This is a genomic window from Sphingomonas swuensis (assembly GCF_039538045.1).
GTDB classification, from domain to species: Bacteria; Pseudomonadota; Alphaproteobacteria; order Sphingomonadales; family Sphingomonadaceae; genus Sphingomicrobium; species Sphingomicrobium swuense.
In genome coordinates this window covers 609,251-627,577 of sequence record NZ_BAABBQ010000001.1, presented here as the reverse complement: position 1 = coordinate 627,577, position 18,327 = coordinate 609,251, and the positions used below count along the sequence as shown (strand labels likewise).

Sequence of the window (18,327 nt, the reverse complement as noted above, 5' to 3'; positions counted from 1 at the left end):
TCCTCCTGCCCGCCATCCCGAAATTGGAATAATCTTGCGTGCTCTGATCAAGACGTCTTCCGCTCGGAACGGCTTGATAATCGCCGTCCGCGACAGTGCCGGCAAGAGGGTGGCGCGAATAACATCGGCAATGCAGGCCGACTTGCGTTCCTGCAATTTCTTGCTCATTTTCGCCCCCAAATGAAAATGGACCAGACCGATCGCCGGATCCTCGCCATCCTCCAGCAGGACGCGACCATGCCCGTCGCCGAGATCGGCGCGAAGGTCGGACTCTCCCCGACCCCCTGCTGGCGCCGGATCCAGAAGCTCCGCGCCGCCGGGGTGATCGAGAAGACCGTCGCGCTGGTCGATCCGCGCGCGCTCGGGCTCGACCTCATCGTCTTCATCGAGGTCGAGGCGCGCGACCACAGCCCCGAGTGGCAGCAGCGCTTCCTCGCCGGAGTCGCCGACCTCCCCGAGGTGCTGGAAGTCGTCCGGATGGCGGGCGAGACCGACTATTGGCTCCGCGTCGCGGTCCGCGACATGGGTCACTTCGACCTCTTCTACAAACAGCTGATCGCCGCCGGTCCGCTGAAGAACGTCACTTCCAAGTTCGCGATGGAGCGCTGCAAGAGTTCGACCGCCTATCCCGTCGGTTGACGTTCCGCGCCTGACGACTTAGGGGGCACGCTCTTCCCGCGCGGGCCGGCGCCACGCCTCCGCATGGGATCCTTAGATTCGTATTCGAACAAGAAAAGAGAAGAGGCCCATGTTCGCTATCGTGCGCACCGGCGGCAAGCAGTATCGCGTGTCGCCGGGAGACAAGATCGTCGTCGAGAAGCTGGACGGCAATGCCGGTGACAGCATCACCATCTCCGACGTCCTGCTCGCCGGTGACGGCTCGGACCTCAAGGGCACCGACGGCCTGACCGTCGCCGCCGAGATCATCGCCCAGGCGAAGGGCGAGAAGGTCACCGTCTTCAAGAAGCGTCGCCGCCACAACTATCGCCGCAAGGCGGGCCACCGCCAGCAGCACACGATCCTCAAGATCGTGTCGATCGGCGGCGAGAAGCAGCAGAAGGCCGCCGACGGCGACGCCAAGAAGGCGCCGAAGAAGGCCAAGGCCGCTCCGGCCCCGACCGAGATCGACGAGAGCACGGTCGCTTCGAGCGAGGGCGTCGTCCCCGCCGATGCCGGCACCGAGGCCACGCAGGACGTGACCAACTCGACTCAGGATGCTGCGCCTGCTAAGGGCAAGGCCAAGAAGACTCCGAAGGCGTAACACACCATGGCACATAAGAAGGCAGGCGGCTCGTCGCGTAACGGCCGTGATTCCGAGAGCAAGCGGCTCGGCGTGAAGAAGTTCGGCGGCGAGAACGTCCTTGCCGGCAACATCATCGTGCGCCAGCGCGGCACCCGCGTCTATCCGGGCACCAATGTCGGCCTCGGCAAGGATCACACACTGTTCGCGCTTGCGGACGGCAAAGTCGCGTTTCGCGACGGCCGCCAAGGCCGCAAGTTTGTGCACGTCGAAGCGCTTACCATGGCGCCGATGGCGGACGCAGCCGAATAGGGATTGGTCGATGACGGGCCGTCCCAGGAGGGGGCAGCCCGGATCAGGACCGATCATTACCGGACCTGGAAAGGGAGAAGAGGGAAGCCCCCTCTTCTCCCTTTCTTTTTCTTCTCCCGAAACTGTCATCAGGTCCGGCTAGCCGGGCCTCGGGGAAGGGAAGGTCCAATCATGTTCGCTCGTACCGAGAGACTGCTGCTGAGACCCGGCTGGGCCGAGGATGCGCCCGCGCTCGCCCGCGCCATCGGCGACGAGGCGATCGTCCGCAATCTCGCAAGCGCCCCATGGCCCTATGGCGAGGCCGAGGCCGCGGCCTTCCTGTCCGCGCCGCAGGACCCCTTGCTCCCGACCTTCCTGCTCTTCCGCCGTACCGACGGTGCGCCCGAACTGGTCGGCGCCTGCGGCTTCGCCCGCACGCCGGGCGGCGCGATCGAGATCGGCTACTGGATCGCGCGTGCGCACTGGGGCCAGGGCTATGCGGTCGAGGCCGGCCGCCAGCTGATCGAGATCGCCCGCACGCTCGAGCTCGGGCGGCTCGAGGCCGGACACTTCATCGACAATCCCGCGAGCGGGCGGGTGCTCGAGAAGCTCGGCTTCAGCCCCACCGGCCGGACCGCGCCCCGCCACAGTTGCGCCCGCGGCGGTGCCCAGCTGTGCCGGCTGTTCACCCTCGACCTCGGCTGCGAGGAGCAGGTGCTGGCGGCTTGAGTCATCCTCCCTGTTCCGCACGGCGGAATGGGGAGGTGGCAGCGCGTAAGCGCTGACGTTGCCTTACGCCGCCGAGCGCACCCGCCGTTGCGGCGGCTCCTGGCGATAGTCGTAGGTCGCGTCCCAGCCGCGGATCAGCGCCCGGTCGTCCTCGTTCCACGGATGGAATCCGGGCAGGAAATAGTGCAGCCAGGCCGCGCCGACCTTGCGGAAGATCCCCGGCCGACCCCACATTGTCCACAGCGCGCCCGCCCAGGCCCGAAGCCCGGTGATCCCGTCCTGCCGGAGCAGCTCGAGCACGCCCTCAGTCCGGTGCTGGACGAAGTTGCGGGTCACCAGCAGCATCAGGATCGACTTGACCTTCCACCGCTTCCACCGGCTCCAGTCCTTGGTCGCGGCAAGCCAGGTGTCGTAGGCGACGCCCTTGTGCTCGATCTCCTCGACCGCGTGCCAGCGCCACAGGTCGGCGGTCGCCGGGTCGGCATTGGCGAGATGTTGCGGGTTGGCCAGCAGCTCGTGCGCGATGATCGCGGTGAAATGCTCGAGCGCCATGGTCGCCGCGAGGTCGAGGATCGGCGGCCGCCCCTTCAGCAGGTCGAGGCTCTCCTGCACCGTCCGCTCGAGCGGCTCGAGGTCGTAGCCCGCTTCCACCGCCCGCTTGTTGAAGGCGACATGCTCGCGGCTGTGGATCACCTCCTGCGTGGTGAAGGCCTTGATCTCGCCGCCGAGCTTCTCGTCCGCCTGCTCGCGGAAGGCGCGGATGCTCTCGATGAAATAGGCCTCGCCCTTGGGGAAGGTCGCCGACAGCGCGTTGAACAGCGCGGTTTCGTAGGGCGAATTGTTGAGCCACCAGCGCGGGGTCCGCTCCTCGCGTCCGAAGCGCCGGTCGCGCGGCGTGATGGTGAGGTCCTGCGGGGTCACCGGCACACGCTCGAGACTTGCCACGCCCATGCTCGTCCTCCACTCCCTAGCCACGAAGAATGATCTGCGACAGCTAACTGGCGATTGCTTACAATAATGTCAATAAAACCACTGGAGCGGAAAAGAGTTTCGCCCGAGCAGAGCCGGGCGGCGGCGATGGCGGCGGCCCGCGACCTCCTCAAGCGCGAGGGCGCCGCGGCGGTGACGCTGCAGGCGGTCGCGCGCCGGGTCGGCCGGACCCACGCCAACCTGCTTCACCACTTCGGTTCGGCCGCCGGGCTCCAGCGCGCGCTCGCCGAGGACATCGCTCAGACCGTCTCGGCCTCGATCGAGGGCGCGATCCAGCAGCGCCGAGACGGCAAGGGCACCGAGCGCGACGTGGTCGACGCGATGTTCGAGGCCTTCCGCCGCGAGGGCGCGGGCGAGCTCATCGGCTGGATCGCGCTGACTCGCCAGCGCGAGGCGCTCGAGCCGGTCATCGCCACCATCGAGCGGGTCATCCGGATGATGCGCGCACTCGGCGACACCCGGCCGGTCGACGCGATGACGATGGGCCTGACCCTGCTGGCGATCGGCGACAGCCTTGCCGGCGAAGAGGTGGCGCGCGCCTGCGGGCTCGACCGCGAGGCCGTCCGCGAAGTGGCGGTCACCCAGATCGAGGGCCTTGCCGGCGCCCCCTTGCGCGACTGATCCTCAGCGGCGCTCGAACGGGATGGTTCGCCCGTTCTGGTTGAGCACCACCCGGACGATCCGCCCGCCCTCCTCGACGAAGGTCAGCCTGGCATCGACCCCGACCGTGCGGAACTCGCGCGGCCCGATCGCCTCGAGCCCGATCGGCGACTGGCCGGTCAGCTGGCCCGTCAGCTTTTCGCCGTTGCGGGCGATGGTCATCACCGCCGGCCCGGTCGCATACTCGCCGGCAAGGAGGTCGAGCTGCGCCACCGGAACGACGGCCGCCGCTGCCGCCGGCCCACTCGCCGCGCCCGTCCAGGCCGCCTCGATCCCGGTGACCTGGCCCTCCGGATGGAAGGTCAGGCGGGGCTTTCCGGCGCCATCGCGCCCGACCTCGAAATAGGTCAGCGACGACGGCCCGTAGAAGTAGCGCCCGCCCCCGGCCGCATAGACTTCGAGCGGATCGGCCCCGGTCCGCTGCGTGAAGAGCTTGCCGTCCTTCGCATAGAAGCGCCGCTCGGTCCTGGCGTCGCGATAGACGCCGAAGAAGGGCTCGGCCGCCTTGAGGTCGAGTGGCTGCGCGCGAAGTTCGGGGAAGGCGACGCCCGCCGCCGCCGCGAGCAGCCGACGCGCGGTCGTGTCGGCGCCCGGTTCGCGCGAGTCGCTGTTCGCGAGGACCGCGACGAAGATCTTCTTGTCGGGACTGTAGAGGCTCTCGGTGTTGAAGCCGAAGATGCCGCCATTGTGCCCGATCGTCGGCACGCCGCGCACCTCGCCACGGGTGAGCCCGAAGCCATAAGCCATGGACACGCCCTTGGGCGGGATCGGGGTGATCATCGCCTGGTAGCTCGCCGGCTTCAGCACCTTGCCGCCGTGGAGCGCCGCGCCCCAGCGGGCGAGATCGGCGGCGCTCCCGACGAGGGCCCCCGCCCCGCTCGGAACGCTCATGTCGATCCGCTGTGCCGGCCGCCCCTCGGCGCCGAAGCCTTCGACCACCGCCGGTCCCGGCTCGCACCCGCAGCGGATGCTGTTCAGCCCGAGCGGCCCGGTAATCCGCTCCCTGAGCGCGGCATACCAGGGCTTGCCGGTCAGCTTCTCGGCGATCGCCGAGAGGAGCACGTAGCCGGTATTGTTGTAGCGAAACTCGGTGCCCGGCGCGAAGTCGAGCGGGTCGTCGCGGGTGACGTCGATCAGCCCCTGCGTGCTGATCGCCCTGGCGGTGCTCGCCTCGGCCATGAAGCTGGGCTTGCCCGTGTAGCTCGGAATCCCCGACGTGTGGTTGAGCAGCTGCCGCACCGTTACCGGGTGCCAGGCGGGCGGCGTCTCGCCCGGGAGCAGCTTGCCGAGCGTGTCATCGAGCGACAGCTTGCCCTCCTCGGCGAGCTTGAGGATCAGCGCGGCGGTGAACTGCTTGCTGATCGAGGCGTAGCGAAACAGGCTGTCGGCCTTGAGCGGCGCGCCGGCACTGTCGGCCCTGCCCGACGCGCCCTTCCACACGATCCGGCCGTTCTCGCTGACCACCGCGCTGACCCCGGGCCCGTTCGCCGGTGCGTCGGCGGCGATGATCCGTCCCGCCGTATTCGCGAAGCCCGCCGGCACCGCCGCCGCCTTGCCCGCGACCGCCACCATCAGCCCAGCCACCACTACACGCATCGCTACCCCCTCAACTCTCGTCGAGGTGTATTACATACCTAAGACAGGATTGGTCAAGCGGATGGGAGAAGTGGCCGCCGCCGCGCAATGTGCCTGGTCCAAGGGGAAGGCCAGATCGGTGAGGCGGCGGCGGCCCGGGCCTGCATGCAGGGGGAACATGCATCCCGTTGTCATATGCCCTAGGCGCTTTGCGTTGTTCGCTCCAACAACTTACAGCGCTCACTCCAATCGAAGAAAGCGATGATGAGCTACCTCCCCACCCTTCGCCAGCTGCAATATCTGGTCGCGCTCAACGACCATGGCCACTTCGGGAAGGCGGCGGAGAGCTGCTTCATCACCCAGTCGACCCTCTCTGCCTCGCTCCGCGAGCTCGAGAGCCTGCTCGGCTCGACCCTCGTCGAGCGCTCGCGCCGGGTGATCCGCTTCACGCCACTCGGCGCGCGGATCGTCGCCAAGGCGCGCATCGTCCTTCGCCAGGCCGAGGAACTGGCCGATCTTGCCCGGGCCGAGCGCGAGCCGCTGACCGGCGAACTTCGGATGGCGGTGATTCCGACCATCGCCCCCTTCCTCCTGCCGCCGCTGCTTCCGGCCCTCCGCGCCGCGCACCCCCAGCTCAAGCTGTTCCTGCGCGAGGAACCGAGCGCTTCCGCCTGCGACAGCCTCCATCGCGGCAACGTCGACTGCGTCCTCCTCGCCATGCCGTTCGAATGCGGCGAGATCGCCTCCGAGCCATTGTTCGAGGATTCGCTGCTGGTCGCGGCGCCGCAGGGCGAGGTGCCGGATGGCGACGTCCGCCCCGAGGACCTCAACGCCGCCCGGATGCTGCTGCTCGAGGACGGTCATTGCCTCAAGGATCATGCGCTCGCGGCCTGCAACCGGCCCGAGATGCGCTCCTCGGCGATGATGCTCGGCACCTCGCTGCACACGCTGGTGCAGATGGTCGACAACCGGCTTGGCGTGACTCTGGTCCCGCAGATGGCGCTCGACGCCGGGCTGCTCGACGGCACCACGGTCGAGGTCCACCCGCTCGTCTCCGACCATGCCGCCCGCCAGGTCGCGCTCATCTGGCGTCCGGGCTCACCGCGCGAGGAGGAGTTCCGGCTCCTCGCGGCGGAGCTGCGACGGCTTCGGACATGAAAAAGGGCCGGCGGATCGCTCCGCCGGCCCTCTTGCTTGTCGCAGGGTCTTAGACCCCGGTGTTGGTCCCGTCGCCGGCCTGATCCGCCGACACTTCGTCCGCCGAAAGCAGGTCGAAGCGGTCGGCGTTCATCACCTTCACCCAGGCGTCGACGAAGTGCCGCACGAACAGCGCCTCGTTGCCGCGCTCGGCATAGACTTCCGCCGTGGCGCGAAGCTGGCTGTTCGAACCGAAGATGAGGTCGGTGCGGGTCGCCCGCCACTTCTCGGTCCGGCCGCCGCGGTCGTAGCCGATGAACTCCTCGTCGGCGCTGGTGTCGACCACCTCCCAGAAGGTGTCGTTGTCGAACAGGTTGACGAAGAAGTCGTTGGTCAGCTGGCCGACGCGATTGGTCAGCACGCCTTCCGGCCGGTTCTGGTAGTTGGCACCGAGCACCCGCAGGCCGCCGACCAGCACCGCCATCTCGGGCACTGACAGGCCGAGCAGCGAGGCCCGGTCGAGCAGCAGTTCCTCGGTACGGACGCTGTGCTTGGTCTTGAGATAGTTGCGGAAGCCGTCGGCCGCCGGTTCCATTACCGCGAAGCTCTCGGCGTCGGTCCACTCCTGAGTCGCGTCGCCGCGGCCACCGGTGAACGGAACGCTGATGTCGAAGCCGGCATCGCGCGCCGCCTTCTCGACCGCCGCCGAACCGGCGAGCACGATCGCGTCCGCGACCGACATCGACCCGCGCAGTTCGTCGATCTTGGCAAGAACGGCGCCAAGCTCCTCGGGCTCGTTGACTTCCCAGCCGCGCTGCGGCTCGAGCCGGACCCGGGCACCGTTGGCGCCGCCGCGGTGATCGCTCTTGCGATAGGTCGAGGCCGACGCCCAGGCCGCCTTGACCAGCTGGCTGACCGTCAGGCCCGAGTTCAGGATCTTGTCCTTGAACGCGGCCACGTCGGCTTCGCTCGGCTTGGCGCCGGCGGGCACCGGATCCTGCCAGATGAGGTCTTCGGCCGGCACCTCCGGCCCGAGGTAGCGGACCTTCGGACCCATGTCGCGGTGGGTCAGCTTGAACCAGGCGCGGGCGAAGGCGTCCTTGAATGCCTCATGGTCGTTGCGGAACTTCTCGCTGATCTTGCGGAATTCCGGATCGACCTTGAGCGCCATGTCGGCGGTGGTCATCATCGTCGGGACCAGCTTGCCGGGGACGTGCGCGTCGGGCGCCATGTCCTCTTCGCGCTGGTTGATCGGCTGCCACTGCTGGGCACCTGCCGGAGAGCGGACCAGCTCATACTCATAGTCGAGCAGAAGCCGGAAATAGTTCTCGCTCCACTCGGTCGGAGTGTTCACCCAGGCGCCCTCGATGCCGCTGGTGATGGTGTGCTCGCCCATCCCGCTCTCGTGGGTGCTGGTCCAGCCGAGGCCCATCATCGCGATGTCCGCGCCTTCCGGAGCATCGCCCACCAGGCTGGCGTCGCCCGCGCCATGCGCCTTGCCGAAGGTATGGCCGCCGGCGGTCAGCGCGACGGTCTCCTCATGGTTCATCGCCATGCGCTCGAAGGTGATCTTGATGTCGCGCGCCGACTGCATCGGGTCGGGGTTGCCGCCCGGGCCTTCGGGGTTGACGTAGATGAGGCCCATCTGGATCGCCGCCAGCGGATGCTCGAGCTCCTTTTCATGCTCGGGCTGGATGCGGGTCTCTTCGGCCGCGACCCACTGCTCCTCGGCGCCCCAGTAGATGTCCCTTTCGGGCTCGAACACGTCGCGGCGACCGCCGCCGAAGCCGAACACCGGTCCGCCCATGCTCTCGATCGCGACATTGCCGGCGAGGATGAACAGGTCGGCCCAGCTGATGTTCTTGCCGTACTTCTGCTTGATCGGCCAGAGCAGGCGGCGGGCCTTGTCGAGGTTGCCGTTGTCCGGCCAGCTGTTGAGCGGGGCGAAGCGCTGCTGGCCCGAGTTGGCGCCGCCACGCCCGTCGGCGGTGCGATAGGTGCCCGCCGCGTGCCACGCCATGCGGATCATGAACGGACCATAGTGCCCGTAGTCGGCCGGCCACCACGGCTTGCTGTCGGTCATCAGCGCGGTGAGGTCGGCCTTGAGCGCGTCATAGTCGAGCGCGTTGAACGCCTCGGCATAGTTGAAGTCCGCGCCCATCGGATCGGGCGACATGCCGCCCTGGGAGAGGATGTCGACGGGCAGCGCTTCCGGCCACCAATCCTTGTTCTGGCGCCCCAGGAGGGAGCGCGCCTTGGCTTCCTGATGATAAGGGCAGCCGCCGCCGAGCTCGCCGGTCTTCGCGTCCATGAAAGTGCCTCCTCGATATGTACGGATTCGTCGATCCAGCCCTAGCTCCCGCACTGGCCGCGACCAAACAAATCATTCTCGCCGATACGACCGGAAATTCCGATTGAAGGAGGCCAGGGAACTTGCCGCCGACCAATCTTGTTTCCCATCTGCAATGACCTTGTCCGTGGATCAGCGCCGAGCTCGAATGACCGCGCTTTGCGGCTGGCTGATCCTGCTGCTCGGCGCCGCCGCATTGCTCCTCCCCGAAGTCGGCGCATCGAGCGGAGCCTTGGTGGTCGGGATCCTTCTCCTGCTCGCCGGTATCGTCGAGGTGATCGCCGCGACTGGACGGCGTGCCGCCCGCATTCCCGCGACCCTCGCCGGGGTCGCGACGCTCGTCGCCGGCGCCATGTTCCTCGCCCGTGACGAGACCCGCTTCCTTCCCAACCTGACGGTGGTCACCTTCTGGCTGGTGATGCGGGTCGCCGCCTTGACCCTCGCGACGCTTCGCGCCGGTGCCTCCGCCGTTCGCCGCTGGACCGGGATCGCCGCTGCCACCGACCTCGCGCTCGCCGCCATCCTGCTCGTCGGGCTGCCGATCGCGAGCATCATCGTCGCGCTGTTCGGGACCACCAGCGACCTCGTCGCCAGCTTCTCCTGGATCCTCGCCGCAAGCTTCCTCGCGACCGGCATGATGCTCCTCCAGATCGCCGCCTGCGAGCGGGAGGGCGCCAACTAGTTCGCCGCGCGGGCTAGTCCAGCTCGGCCCGCTCGACCACGAAGCCCTTCTGCTCCAGCCGCTCGACCAGCGCGTCGATCGCCTGCGCGTCGCGCGCCTCGCACTCGACCTCGATCACCGTGTCCTTGGCCGGCAGCTTGGAGAAGATCCGCTGGTGGTTGGTCTCGATGATGTTGACCCCAGCGGCGTGGAAGCAGGCGGTGATCGAGGCCAGTGCGCCCGGCTGGTCCTGCGCCCCGATCTTGAGCCGCGCGATCCGCCCGCAGCGCACCAGCTCGCGGATCAGCACGTTGGCGAGGAGGTGCGTGTCGATGTTCCCCCCGCACAGCACGGTCCCGACCTTGCGTCCGGCAAAGCGCTCGGGGTTCGCGAGCAGAAGCGCCATCCCGGCCGCGCCCGCCCCTTCGACCACGGTCTTCTCGATCGCCACCAGCAGCGCGACCGCATGCTCGAGGTCCTTCTCGCTGACGAGCTCGATCCGGTCGACATGGTCGCGGATGATTGCCCGGGTCAGCTTGCCCGGCTCCTTGACAGCAATGCCCTCGGCCAGCGTGTCGCCGCCGATCGCCTTCTCGCCGCCCTCGACCACATTCTTCATGCTCGGGTAGAGCTCGGCCTCGACCCCGATGATCTCGACTTGCGGGCGAAGCGCGCGGACCGCGATGGCGATCCCGCTGATCAGCCCGCCGCCGCCGATCGGCACCACCAATGTGTCGAGGTCGGGGACCGCTTCGAGCATCTCGAGCGCGATGGTGCCCGTGCCCGCGACGATGTCGGGATCGTCGAACGGATGGACGAACACCAGCCCTTCCTCGGCCTCGAGCTCGCGCGCCCGGGCATAGGCGTCGTCGAAGCGCTGCCCCTGGAGGATCACCCGGGCGCCATGTTCCTCGGTCTGCGCGACCTTCATCAGCGGGGTGTTGGTCGGCATGACGATGGTGACCGGAATGCCGAGCCGCTTGCCATGATAGGCGACCGCCTGGGCATGGTTGCCCGCGCTCGCCGCGATCACGCCCTTGGCCCGCTCCTCCTCGCCCAGCTGGAGCAGCTTGTTGAGGGCGCCGCGCTCCTTGTAGGCCGCGGTGAACTGGAGGTTCTCGAACTTCAGCCAGACCTCCGCTCCGACGATCTCGGACAGCGTCCGGCTCTTGAGGCAGGGAGTCTTTTCGACCGCGCCCGCGATACGCTCGGCGGCGGCATGGATGTCGGCGATGGTGGGCACTGTCATGTCGCGCCTTGCGCTAGACCTTCCCTCCGGCCCAGACAATGCTAGGCCTGCCTCCATGATCTCCAGGCTCCTCCTCAGCGCAGGCCTTGCCCTCGCGTTCGCCACTCCGGCCGCGGCCGACCTCCTCGTCACCAACGTCAACGGCGTCCGCGCCACCCCCGGGCGCGGGATCGAGCGCTTCACCGGCCTTCTCGTCGGCGACGACGGAACGGTGAAGCGCGTCCTCCACGGCGAGCAGTTCAAGCTCCCCGCCGGCACCCGGGTCCTCAATGGCGGCGGCAAGACCCTGCTTCCGGGCCTGATCGACGCCCACGGCCATGTCATGGGCTATGGCCTCGCGCTCGGGCAGCTCGACCTCACCGGAGCCTCCAGCCTCGCCGAGCTCCAGCAGCGCCTTCGCACCTATGCCGCCGCCAACCCGGACCTGCCGTGGATCACCGGCCGCGGCTGGAACCAGGAGTTGTGGGCCGACAAGCGCTTCCCGACCAGCGCCGACCTCGACGCCGCGGTACCCGGCCGCCCGGTCTGGCTCGAGCGGGTCGACGGCCACGCCTCGGTGGCCAACAGCGCCGCGCTCAAGGCCGCCGGCGTGACGTCCGCGACGAAGGCGCCGTCCGGCGGCGAGATCCGCGACGGCCTGTTCGTCGACGCCGCCACCACTCTGGTCGACCGCCATATTCCCGCGCCGACCGCCGCCATGCGTGACGCCGCGCTCCAGCGCGCGCAGCAGGCCCTGCTTTCCAAGGGCCTCACCGCCGTGGCCGACATGGGCACCAGCTTCGACGACTGGACCGCGATGAACCGCGCCAGCGCGACCGGGACTCTTCCCTTGCGCATCTTCAGCTATGCCGCCGGGAGCGCCGAGCTCCGGCGCATCGCCGCCGCGCCGGCATCCGCGGGCAGCAGCTTCGTCCCCCTCATCGGGGTCAAGCTCTACTCGGACGGCGCGCTCGGTTCGCGCGGCGCCTGGCTCAAGCGCCCCTACGCCGACGCGCCGCATACCCGCGGCCTTCCGCTGATCACTCCCGCCGAGCTTCGCGTGCAGGCGCGCGCTGCGCTCGCGATGGGCAAGCAGGTCGCGGTCCATGCGATCGGCGACGCCGCCAACGACATGGTCCTCTCCGCATTCGCCGCCGCCGGCTGCGGCACCGGCGACCGGCGCTGCCGGGTCGAGCATGCCCAGATCGTCGACGTGAAGGACCTTCGCCGCTTCGCCGCGGGCCGGGTCGTCCCCTCGATGCAGCCGGTCCACCAGACCAGCGACCGGACCATGGCCGAAGCCCGTCTCGGCCCCGACCGCCTCGGCGGCGCCTACGCCTGGGCGACGCTGTCGAAGGGCGGCCGCCACCTGCCCCTCGGCTCCGACTTCCCGGTCGAGGATCCCAATCCCTTCCCCGGCCTCGCCGCGGCGGTCAGCCGGCAGGGCTTGGACGACCAGCCCGCCGGCGGCTGGCGCCCGCAGGAACGGCTGAGCTTCGGCCAGGCACTCGCCGGCTTCACCCGCGACGCCGCCTGGGCGAGCTTCGCCGAGCGGCAGATGGGCGCGCTCGACCCCGGCCAGCGCGCCGACTTCATCCTCGTCGACCGTCCCGTCGCCGACGTCACCCCCCACGACCTCGCCCGGACCCAGGTGCTCGAAACCTGGATCGCCGGTCGCAAGGTGTGGGAGCGCAAATAGAAGCTCCCCCGCCGCACCGCGATGGGGAGGGTCATCTAATCAGCGCCGCTCCGCCCGCTCGATCAGCATCGCCGGGGTCAGCACCTGCGGCAGCTCCTCGGGCTCGGCCTGCCCTGGCCGGTACCATAGGTAGAGCGGGATCGCCGCCCGGCCGCGCGCGTCGAGGAAGCGGGAGATCGCCGGGTCGGCCTCGGTCCAGTCGGCGACCAGCACCTCGACTCCGCCCTTCTTCAGCGCGTCGCGGACATTGTCGCGGCCGATGGTGGTGGTCTCGTTGACCTTGCAGCTCAGGCACCAGTCGGCGGTGAAATAGACGAACACGGGCCGCCCGGCGCTGACCGCCGCCGCGACCTTGGCCTCGCTCCAGGCCTCGTGCTCGCCGGCCACCCGGCTCGCCGCGGACGAGCCACCCGGAAGCGGCAGCGCGAAGCCGATCGTCGCGCCCACGACAGCCAGTCCGAGTGCCCAGACCGCGCGCCCCTCGCGCTGCACCCGTCCCGCCAGCCACAGCAGCAGGCCGACCACCAGCAACGCGGCGATCCCGACCATCAGCGCCTTGTCACCCGCCTGCCGCCACAGCAGCCAGAGCGCCGCCAGCGCGGTCAGCCCCATCGGCACCGCAAGCACGCGCTGCAGCGTCAGCATCCACTTGCCGGGCTTCGGCAGCCGCCGCCGGAGCGCCGGAACGAAGGTCAGCGCCACGAACGGCAACGCCAGCCCGAGGCCCAGTCCGGCGAACACCAGCAGCGCGCCCGCAGCCGGGAGCAGCAGCGCCGTCCCCAGCGCCGCGCCCATGAACGGCCCGGCGCAGGGTGTCGCGACGAACGCCGCCAGCGCCCCGGTCGCGAACCCGCCCCTCGGGCTCGCCTCGCCGCCGAGCACCGGCAGCTTGAACACCCCGAGAAGGTTGAGCGTGATCGCGCCGGCAAGCACCGCCAGCACCAGGATCGTCCGCGGGTCCTGGAGCTGGAACGCCCAGCCCGCCGCGCTCCCGCCCGCCCGAAGCGCGAGAAGCACCGCGCCGAGCGCGCCCGTGCCCACCACCGCGCCCGCCAGATAGGCCAGCGCATCGGCCCGGGCGTGCCGCTCGTCGCCCCCGGCTCTCGCCAGTGCCATCCCCTTCAGGGCCAGGATCGGGAACACGCAGGGCATGAGGTTGAGGATCAGCCCGCCGAGGATTGCTCCGAGCAGCGCCAGCCCGAGCACGCGCCACGGCTCCTCGCCGCCAATCGTCCGCCCGCCGCTCGGCACCGGTCCTAGCCGCGCCTCGACCGCGAGCCCGCGCCCGTCGCCGAGCTCGACCACCCCCGCGATCGGCCCGCCCGGCGCCGACTTCAGCGCCAGCTCCGCCACCAGATAGTCACCGCTCCGCCGGAACGCCTGCGGCTCGGCGTAGCGCGCGACCCCGTCGGTCAGCGGGAAGAAATAGGGCTCGCCGACCGGCACCGAAGCCGGAAGCGGCACCGCGATACGAAGGCGCTCGCCCGCCACGGCATAGGTCGCCTGCGCGCCGATCGGCCGCGGCAGCTTCGACCGCCACCCATCGAAGCGCGGGTCGCGCGGCCCCGTCCCGACCGGCAGGTTGAGCGCCACCGAGCCGCGCTCGGGAACGCACACCTGGTCGGTGCAGGCGAGATAGCTGAGGTCGGCGCGCACCGGCAGCGTGCCCGTCGCGCCCTCGGGCACCTTGAGCCGGACCAGCACCGCATAAGGCCCTTTGAACACATAGTTCATCAGCCCCGCGATGGTCAGCCGAATCGGCACCGGATAGCGCAGCGGCCCCGCCTCGGCGCCCGCGGGAAGCTCCCACTGCACCTGCATCGGCTGCCCAGCGTCGCCCGGATTTTCCCAATAGCCGTGCCACCCCTCGTTGGGGGTCATCAGGATCGCGAGCTCGACCTCGCGACCGGGGATTGCCGGCCCCTCGGCGACCAGCTCGGGCCGGATGTTCGGCACCGCCGAGCCCAGCTGTGCCGCCGCAGGCAAGGCGAAGATCAGGGCGAAGAACGCTAGGAGCAACCGCATCGTCAACGCCCTAGGGCATCGCGGGCCGCGCGCGAAGCGCCGCGCGATACGGTCCTCAGTCGAGGTTGGGCCGAAGCCACCGCGACGCCGTCTCGATATCGACCCCGCGCCGCGCCGCATATTCCTCGAGCTGGTCCTGCCCGATCCGCGCGACTCCGAAATAGGCGCTGTCCGGATGCGCGAAGTAGAAGCCCGACACCGCCGAGGCGGGAAGCATGGCGAAGCTCTCGGTCAGCCGGATCCCCGCCGCGTCGCTCCCGAGCAGCCCCATCAGAATCGGCTTGAGGCTGTGGTCGGGACAGGCCGGATAGCCCGGAGCCGGCCGGATGCCCTGGTAGCGCTCGCGGATCAGCTCCTCGTTCGTGCAGTTCTCGCCCGGCGCATAGCCCCAAAGCTCGGTCCGGACGTGCTGGTGCAGCCGCTCGGCGAAGGCCTCGGCCAGCCGGTCGGCGAGACTCTTCAAGAGGATATCGCTGTAATCGTCGTGCGCCGCCTTGAAGCGCTCGAGATGCGGCTCGATCCCGTGGATCGCGACCGCGAAGCCGCCGAGCCAGTCGCCCTCCTCCGCAATGAAGTCGGCAAGGCACATGTTCGCCCGCCCCTCGCGCTTCTTCACCTGCTGGCGGAGGAACGGCAGGCGGACATCCGGCTCCCCTCCCGCCTGCGGACCAGGAGTGACGACGACATCATCCCCGTCGCGCCGCGCCGGCCACAGCCCGATGGCGCCCCTCGCGACTAGCCACTGCTCCTCGATGATCCGGTCGAGCATCGCCTCGGCATCGTGGAACAGCGTCCGCGCTTCCTTGCCGACCACCGCATCGTCGAGGATCGCGGGATAGGTGCCGTGCAGCTCCCAGGCGCGGAAGAACGGCGTCCAGTCGATCACCTGGCGGAGATCGGCGAGGTCCCACTGGTCGAACCGGTGCAGGCCCGGTGCGCGCGGCCGCGGCATTGGTCCTGCCGAATCGCCGTCGAAGCGGTTGCGACGGGCCTCGGCCAGCGGCGACAGGTCGCTCTGCCCGCGCCCCTCACGCTGCTCGCGGAGCTGCTGATAGTCGCTCGCGGTGCGCCCGATCAGCTCGGACTTCTGCGGCCCGTCGCTGACCAGTGCGCTTGCCACGCCGACCGCGCGGCTGGCGTCGAGCACGTGGATCACCGGCCCCGAATAGCGCGGCGCGATCCTCAGCGCGGTATGCGCCCGGCTGGTGGTCGCCCCGCCGATCAGCAGCGGCCGGATCATCCCCGCCCGCTCCATCTCCTCGGCCACGGTCACCATCTCGTCGAGGCTCGGCGTGATCAGCCCCGACAGGCCGATCATGTCGGCCTTGTTCTCGTTCGCCGCCTCGAGGATCTTGGGCCACGGCGTCATGACGCCAAGGTCAATCACCTCGAAGCCGTTGCATTGCAGGACCACGCCGACGATGTTCTTGCCGATGTCGTGAACGTCGCCCTTGACCGTCGCCATCACGACCCGGCCCTTGCCGGCGCTCTCGCCCGCCTGCTTCTCGGCCTCGATGAAGGGCAGCAAATGCGCCACCGCCTTCTTCATCACCCGTGCCGACTTGACCACCTGGGGGAGGAACATCTTGCCCGACCCGAACAGGTCGCCGACGATGTTCATCCCGTCCATCAGCGGGCCCTCGATCACCTCGATCGGCCGCTTGACCGTGTGCCGCGCTTCCTCGGTGTCGTCGACGATGTGCGCGTCGATGCCCTTGACCAGCGCATGGGCGAGGCGCTCGCGGACCGGCCAGCTGCGCCATGCCGCCTGCGCCACCTCGACCGCCGCGTCGGTCCCGCGGAAGCGCTCGGCGATCGCGATCAGCGCCTCGGTCGCCTCCTCGTTGCGGTCGAGGATCACGTCCTCGCAGGCGTTCCTCAGCTCGGGGTCGATCGCGTCGTAGACGTCGAGCTGCCCGGCGTTGACGATCGCCATGTCGAGCCCGGCGGGAATCGCATGGTAGAGGAACACCGAGTGCATCGCCCGCCGCACCGGCTCGTTGCCGCGGAACGAAAAGCTGAGGTTCGACAGCCCGCCCGAGAGATGCGCCCCGGGGCAGCGTGCGCGGATCGCCCGGCACGCCTCGATGAAGTCAAGCGCATAGCGGCGATGCTCGTCGATCCCGGTCGCCACCGCGAAGACGTTGGGGTCGAAGATGATGTCCTCGGGCGGGAAGCCGTCGCCCGTCAGCAGGTCATAGGCCCGCCCGCAGATCTCGACCTTGCGCTCCGCCGTGTCGGCCTGTCCGACCTCGTCGAACGCCATCACCACCACCGCCGCGCCGAACGCCCGCGCGGTCCGCGCCTGCTCAAGGAACGGCGCCTCGCCTTCCTTGAGGCTGATCGAGTTGACGATCGGCTTGCCCGACACGCACTTGAGGCCCGCCAGGATCACGCTCCACTTGGAGCTGTCGATCATCACCGGCACCCGCGCGATGTCGGGCTCGGCCGCGATCCGCTTGAGGAAGATGGTCATGGCCGCCTCGCTGTCGAGCAGCGCCTCGTCCATGTTGACGTCGATCACCTGCGCGCCATTCTCGACCTGGTCGCGCGCGACCTCGACCGCGGCGTCATAGTCGCCCGACAGGATCAGCTTCTTGAACTTCGCCGAGCCGGTCACATTGGTCCGCTCGCCGATGTTGACGAACGATCCTCCCCTCCCGCCTGCGGGAGGGGTCGGGGGAGGGCTTGTCACGCTTGCACCACCAGTTCCACTCACGCCGCAAGCACCATCGGCTCGAGCCCCGCCAGGACCGTCCGGCCCGACGCTTCGGGAACCGCCCGTGCGCTCGATCCGCGCACCGTTCCGGCGATCGCCGCGATATGCGCCGGAGTCGTCCCGCAGCAGCCGCCGACGACATTGACCAGCCCGTCCCTCACCCACTCGCCGACCTGCGCGGCGGTCTCCTCGGCAGCCTCGTCATAGGCGCCGAGATCGTTCGGCAGGCCCGCATTGGGATAGGCCATGACCAGCGTGTCCGCCTGCCGGCTGAGCGCCGCGAGATGAGGCCGGAGCTGCGCCGCGCCGAAGCTGCAGTTCAGCCCGATGGTCAGCGGCTTCGCATGCCGCACGCTCGCCCAGAAGGCCTCGACCGTATGCCCGCTGAGGTTGCGGCCCGACAGGTCGGTCAGGGTCATGGAGATCATGATCGGCGCCAGTCCGAGCGCGGCGTGGATCGCCGCCTTGGCGTTCAGCGTATCGAACACCGTCTCGATCAGGATGAAGTCGGCGCCGCCCTCGAGCAGCGCCTCGCACTGCTCGCGGTAGATGCCCCGGACATGGTCGAAGTCGACCTCGCGATAGGCGGGATCGTTGACGTCGGGCGACAGCGACAGCGTCTTGTTGGTCGGCCCGAGCGCGCCCGCGACATAGCGCTTGGCGCCGTCTTCCGCCTCGGCCTCGTCGGCCACCTCGCGGACGATCCTGGCGGCGGCGACGTTGATGTCGCGGACCAGATGCTCGGCGCCATAGTCGGCCTGGCTGATCCGGTTGGCGTTGAAGCTGTTGGTCCCGAGCACGTCCGCCCCGGCCTCGGCATAGCCGCGAGCGATCGACTTGATTAGTTCGGGCCGGGTCAGGTTGAGAAGGTCGTTGTTGCCCTTCTGGTCATGGTTGAGGGTGAGCTCGCCGCGGTAGCAGGCCTCGGTCAGCCCCGCTCCCTGGATCGCGGTCCCGAACGCCCCGTCCTTGACCAGGATGCGTCGCGCCGCCTCGGCGCGGAAGTGATCGGCCAGGCTCATT

At 69.2% G+C, this 18,327-nt stretch carries 14 protein-coding genes and 1 pseudogene; 8 read left to right on the top strand and 7 right to left on the bottom strand.

All coding sequences use genetic code 11. From position 1 onward, the window contains the following. Positions 1-186 precede the first annotated feature (186 nt). From ABD727_RS03125 to ABD727_RS03110, 4 genes and pseudogenes are all read left to right on the top strand, one after another. Positions 187-639, top strand: coding sequence for an Lrp/AsnC family transcriptional regulator (locus ABD727_RS03125; protein WP_344705930.1), 453 nt, complete (start codon positions 187-189; stop codon positions 637-639). 109 nt (positions 640-748) lie between these two features. Next, a pseudogene (gene rplU / locus ABD727_RS03120) lies at positions 749-1,123 on the top strand (50S ribosomal protein L21); the annotation flags it as partial. 144 nt (positions 1,124-1,267) lie between these two features. Further along, positions 1,268-1,552 (top strand): 50S ribosomal protein L27, encoded by a 285-nt coding sequence (gene rpmA / locus ABD727_RS03115; protein ID WP_344705928.1) that lies wholly within the window; start codon positions 1,268-1,270, stop codon positions 1,550-1,552. A gap of 171 nt (positions 1,553-1,723) precedes the next feature. Then, a complete protein-coding gene (locus ABD727_RS03110) occupies positions 1,724-2,260 on the top strand; it encodes a GNAT family N-acetyltransferase (RefSeq protein ID WP_344705927.1) in 537 nt (178 codons plus the stop codon). 63 nt (positions 2,261-2,323) lie between these two features. Here the strand turns inward: ABD727_RS03110 and ABD727_RS03105 are convergent, their stop codons facing one another. Then, entirely contained in the window at positions 2,324-3,211 is an 888-nt protein-coding gene (locus ABD727_RS03105) for a metal-dependent hydrolase (protein ID WP_344705926.1), read from the bottom strand. Between the two features lie 66 nt (positions 3,212-3,277). Between ABD727_RS03105 and ABD727_RS03100 the strand changes: the two genes are divergently transcribed. Then, positions 3,278-3,871, top strand: a complete 594-nt coding sequence (locus tag ABD727_RS03100; RefSeq protein WP_344705925.1) for a TetR/AcrR family transcriptional regulator — start codon at positions 3,278-3,280, stop codon at positions 3,869-3,871. Between the two features lie 3 nt (positions 3,872-3,874). On the opposite strand, the gene ABD727_RS03095 is transcribed toward ABD727_RS03100, so the two are convergent. Next, on the bottom strand, positions 3,875-5,506 hold the full coding sequence (locus ABD727_RS03095; RefSeq protein ID WP_344705924.1) for a serine hydrolase domain-containing protein: 1,632 nt from the start codon (positions 5,504-5,506) through the stop codon (positions 3,875-3,877). Positions 5,507-5,746: 240 nt separating this feature from the next. Here ABD727_RS03095 and ABD727_RS03090 point away from each other — a divergent pair, with 240 nt between their 5' ends. Continuing rightward, a complete protein-coding gene (locus ABD727_RS03090; protein ID WP_344705923.1) occupies positions 5,747-6,643 on the top strand; it encodes a LysR substrate-binding domain-containing protein in 897 nt (298 codons plus the stop codon). Positions 6,644-6,692: 49 nt separating this feature from the next. Here ABD727_RS03090 and katG read toward each other — a convergent pair whose 3' ends face one another. Beyond that, the gene (katG, locus tag ABD727_RS03085) at positions 6,693-8,933 is read right to left on the bottom strand and encodes a catalase/peroxidase HPI (protein WP_344705922.1); all 2,241 of its coding nucleotides are present in this window, start codon (positions 8,931-8,933) and stop codon (positions 6,693-6,695) included. Between the two features lie 187 nt (positions 8,934-9,120). Here katG and ABD727_RS03080 point away from each other — a divergent pair, with 187 nt between their 5' ends. Then, a complete protein-coding gene (locus ABD727_RS03080; RefSeq protein ID WP_344705921.1) occupies positions 9,121-9,654 on the top strand; it encodes a DUF308 domain-containing protein in 534 nt (177 codons plus the stop codon). A 13-nt stretch (positions 9,655-9,667) separates the two neighbouring features. Here ABD727_RS03080 and ABD727_RS03075 read toward each other — a convergent pair whose 3' ends face one another. Further along, positions 9,668-10,882: a threonine ammonia-lyase gene (locus ABD727_RS03075; RefSeq protein ID WP_344705920.1), complete on the bottom strand. Its 1,215-nt coding sequence runs from the start codon at positions 10,880-10,882 to the stop codon at positions 9,668-9,670. A gap of 55 nt (positions 10,883-10,937) precedes the next feature. Between ABD727_RS03075 and ABD727_RS03070 the strand changes: the two genes are divergently transcribed. Further along, positions 10,938-12,560 carry an amidohydrolase gene (locus tag ABD727_RS03070; RefSeq protein WP_344705919.1) on the top strand — a complete coding sequence of 541 codons (1,623 nt, stop codon included), beginning with the start codon at positions 10,938-10,940 and terminating at the stop codon, positions 12,558-12,560. Positions 12,561-12,599: 39 nt separating this feature from the next. Here ABD727_RS03070 and ABD727_RS03065 read toward each other — a convergent pair whose 3' ends face one another. The 3 genes from ABD727_RS03065 to ABD727_RS03055 are packed head-to-tail and all read right to left on the bottom strand — an operon-like array spanning position 12,600 to position 18,326. Next, the gene (locus tag ABD727_RS03065; protein WP_344705918.1) at positions 12,600-14,585 is read right to left on the bottom strand and encodes a protein-disulfide reductase DsbD family protein; all 1,986 of its coding nucleotides are present in this window, start codon (positions 14,583-14,585) and stop codon (positions 12,600-12,602) included. Positions 14,586-14,640: 55 nt separating this feature from the next. After that, a complete protein-coding gene (metH, locus tag ABD727_RS03060; protein ID WP_344705917.1) occupies positions 14,641-17,280 on the bottom strand; it encodes a methionine synthase in 2,640 nt (879 codons plus the stop codon). 20 nt (positions 17,281-17,300) lie between these two features. Beyond that, positions 17,301-18,326 carry a homocysteine S-methyltransferase family protein gene (locus ABD727_RS03055; RefSeq protein WP_344705916.1) on the bottom strand — a complete coding sequence of 342 codons (1,026 nt, stop codon included), beginning with the start codon at positions 18,324-18,326 and terminating at the stop codon, positions 17,301-17,303. Position 18,327 lies beyond the last annotated feature (1 nt).

What these genes read in the sequence shown, in the direction of transcription:
- ABD727_RS03075 (WP_344705920.1), bottom strand. Translation starts at nt 10,882, where the DNA reads ATGACAGTGCCCACCATCGCCGACATCCATGCCGCCGCCGAGCGTATC.
- ABD727_RS03090 (WP_344705923.1), top strand. Translation starts at nt 5,747, where the DNA reads ATGATGAGCTACCTCCCCACCCTTCGCCAGCTGCAATATCTGGTCGCG.
- ABD727_RS03055 (WP_344705916.1), bottom strand. Translation starts at nt 18,326, where the DNA reads ATGAGCCTGGCCGATCACTTCCGCGCCGAGGCGGCGCGACGCATCCTG.
- katG (WP_344705922.1), bottom strand. Translation starts at nt 8,933, where the DNA reads ATGGACGCGAAGACCGGCGAGCTCGGCGGCGGCTGCCCTTATCATCAG.
- rpmA (WP_344705928.1), top strand. Translation starts at nt 1,268, where the DNA reads ATGGCACATAAGAAGGCAGGCGGCTCGTCGCGTAACGGCCGTGATTCC.
- ABD727_RS03105 (WP_344705926.1), bottom strand. Translation starts at nt 3,211, where the DNA reads ATGGGCGTGGCAAGTCTCGAGCGTGTGCCGGTGACCCCGCAGGACCTC.
- ABD727_RS03100 (WP_344705925.1), top strand. Translation starts at nt 3,278, where the DNA reads ATGTCAATAAAACCACTGGAGCGGAAAAGAGTTTCGCCCGAGCAGAGC.
- ABD727_RS03065 (WP_344705918.1), bottom strand. Translation starts at nt 14,585, where the DNA reads ATGCGGTTGCTCCTAGCGTTCTTCGCCCTGATCTTCGCCTTGCCTGCG.
- ABD727_RS03110 (WP_344705927.1), top strand. Translation starts at nt 1,724, where the DNA reads ATGTTCGCTCGTACCGAGAGACTGCTGCTGAGACCCGGCTGGGCCGAG.
- ABD727_RS03125 (WP_344705930.1), top strand. Translation starts at nt 187, where the DNA reads ATGGACCAGACCGATCGCCGGATCCTCGCCATCCTCCAGCAGGACGCG.
- ABD727_RS03070 (WP_344705919.1), top strand. Translation starts at nt 10,938, where the DNA reads ATGATCTCCAGGCTCCTCCTCAGCGCAGGCCTTGCCCTCGCGTTCGCC.
- ABD727_RS03080 (WP_344705921.1), top strand. Translation starts at nt 9,121, where the DNA reads ATGACCGCGCTTTGCGGCTGGCTGATCCTGCTGCTCGGCGCCGCCGCA.
- ABD727_RS03095 (WP_344705924.1), bottom strand. Translation starts at nt 5,506, where the DNA reads ATGCGTGTAGTGGTGGCTGGGCTGATGGTGGCGGTCGCGGGCAAGGCG.